The sequence below is a fragment of the Tepidimonas aquatica genome (assembly GCF_007556585.1).
GTDB classification, from domain to species: Bacteria; Pseudomonadota; Gammaproteobacteria; order Burkholderiales; family Burkholderiaceae_C; genus Tepidimonas; species Tepidimonas aquatica.
On sequence record NZ_VJNA01000066.1, the window covers coordinates 1 to 2,468 of the forward strand.

1 protein-coding gene and 1 pseudogene are annotated in these 2,468 nt (G+C 56.8%); one reads left to right on the plus strand and one right to left on the minus strand.

Features of this window, described 5'->3' with window-relative positions:
* Positions 1-151 (minus strand): annotated as a pseudogene (locus tag Taqua_RS13645) (ISL3 family transposase); the annotation flags it as partial.
* A 350-nt stretch (positions 152-501) separates the two neighbouring features.
* On the opposite strand from Taqua_RS13645, the gene Taqua_RS12875 reads away from it, so the two are divergent.
* Positions 502-1,506: a porin gene (locus tag Taqua_RS12875; protein ID WP_144326970.1), complete on the plus strand. Its 1,005-nt coding sequence runs from the start codon at positions 502-504 to the stop codon at positions 1,504-1,506.
* The last annotated feature ends 962 nt before the right edge of the window (positions 1,507-2,468 follow it).

Consider the following 2,468-nt stretch of genomic DNA (forward strand, 5'->3'; position numbering starts at 1 on the left):
CACCGCATGCCGGGCAGGCGAGCCTGCTGGTGTGGCAGCCGATCTCGAAGTCGATACGCCGCTTGGCGGTGTCGAGCCTGACGTCATCGACGACCCACGGCGGCTGCAAGCCCAGCGCGCTGGTGAACAGAGCTTCTACGGCAATGCCCATGGACTCATCCTCCTGATCAAACACGCCTCGTGGACATGTGCACAGGCCGGCCAGCGGCCTGCACACATGCCCACCGGGCTCGACGACCAGGAGTCATTGTGAGTGTTGTGTTCCACACGAAATGACGAAGGACCGCCTGATGGGTACATGATCACACGAGTCTTGACAGGCTCTTATAGTGGGCTGAACAGTTACCATACTGGCTTCTGAATCACAGGGCAGTGTTGCATTTTACCAACATTGCCGTCGCATGTCACGCAACTGTAATATAGGATTGATACCATCGGTGCCGCTGTGAATACAGCATCAATGTTGAAAATTTTTTTCCTGCTGACTTCCTGGAGATTTAAATGCAATATAAATTTGTGGCTGCGGCACTGCTCGCATCAATTCCGTTCGCGGCTGTCGCGCAATCCAGCGTCACGATCTATGGCATCGCTGATGCCGCCATAGCGGCCGAGAATGACGGCAGCAACAAGGTCGTGAAACTCAACAACGGCGGTCGGTCCGCCAGCCGTCTGGGCTTTCGCGGTACCGAAGATCTGGGAGGCGGCCTGAATGCCCTTTTCAATCTTGAGTCCGGCATCGATCTCACTACCGGAGAAAGCTCTAGCACTTTTTTTAATCGCCGTGCGATCGTCGGTCTCAAAGGCGGCTTCGGCACAGTGACGCTGGGCCGCGAGTACTCGCCGATCGATAGCCTGGCTAGCCATTCCGACATTATGGAACTGAGCTTTGCTGGTGGCTCCCTGAGTGCATTCGGTAGCGCCCGTAATCGTTTGACACGCCGTTTAGACAATTCGATCAATTACAAAACGCCGTCGTTCAACGGCTTGGTGGGCAGCCTCGCGTATGCCCTGGGCGAACAAACCACGGGACCGTCGAAAGATTTGCTCGGCCTGGGGGTCAACTACTCAAATGGTTCGCTGTTCCTGGGCGCCGCCTACCAGACGTCCAAGCGCGTTGCCGCCGGCGACGACAAGGAGTACGCAGTTGGCGCCGGCTACAATTTCGGCGCGTTTGACGTGAAGGCAAACTATCTGGTCTCCGATCCGGATGGAGCAAACATCAAGTTCGAACAGTTCAACCTCGGCGCATCGGTTGGCTTGGGTAGCGGCCGCTTGTATGCCAACCTCCAGCAGAACAAGATCGAATCCGGCGCCAAGGGCAAGGGTTTTGCGGTTGCATATGCATATCCGCTGTCGAAGCGGACCAGCCTGTATACCTCGTATGCCACGCTGCGCAACAACGCTATCGGCCAATTCGGTATGGAATCGTCGGGCACGAAGCTAGCGCCAGCGGCGCTCGGAACCGATCCATCGGTGTTTGCGGTCGGCGTGCGGCATTTGTTTTAACGGGTAAACCGTGCATCGATAAATCGATGCACTGAATGGGCGATTGCAGACCAATCGCTCTTCAGGATTTGGACGTGCTTGGCGATTTCGAACGCCAACACCGGTTATCGCGTCAACGGATAGGCGTTTTAACCGCATGAGGCCAAGTATCGCACCGCGGAAGCGCCATCAAGCCGGCTGAGACACTCGATTTTCCCGCCCAGGTGTCAGGTTCACCACCAGGGTTTGGCGTTCAGGAGAGTGATTTGCGGCGCTCGGCGTGTACCGGGCGCAGAGCCAGTTCGCGGCAAGTCAAAATCGCCGCTTTGTTCATTCACCAACTGATGCGCTGATCGACCTCAAAGTCCGGTGCCGGTTGCGCCGCTAGCAGGCCGTTGAAAAAGTCCCGAGGAACGATGCACTGCCAAAGGCCGACCTTTCAGAACGACCTACAAGCGATTTTTCAAGAGTGGGTAAGGGGTGAGGCACCCCCGAAATCACCATTTTTTGAACCCGCATCGACTTTTTCAACGGCCTGCTAGGTCCCAGTCTGCTGGCTCGGTTTGCGCCCCGTCATCCATCTGCGCATCACTACAGTCATCCCACAGCGGTGGCCCGCGCGCCGGGGGGCTCCATGTCGTTTCGTGTGGAAAGCAACACCGTCACTGGGGCATCGTCGGCGCGAACGGACTGGCCGGCAGGTGCCTGAGCTTGGACATGCGCAGGTAGGCGATGGCGATGAAGTGAACCGCCCCGGGAATCGAGGAGGCTGTTGGGTTTAAGTTGACGCCTCCATCGAGGTGTCGCTGACGGCGAGTTGCCTCCAGTAGTCGCCCCTGAAATATTCATAACCTCATGATTTTTCTTGTGTTATTGTCTGTTTGCGAGTACAATTTCCCCCAGATTTGATGGTCTGATGCGCCGTTTTCTGGGAGTTTTGCGATGTTTGCCTGCCCTGCCACCGAGGACTTCTTCCGCGCCCG

What these genes read in the sequence shown, in the direction of transcription:
- Taqua_RS12875 (WP_144326970.1), top strand. Translation starts at nt 502, where the DNA reads ATGCAATATAAATTTGTGGCTGCGGCACTGCTCGCATCAATTCCGTTC.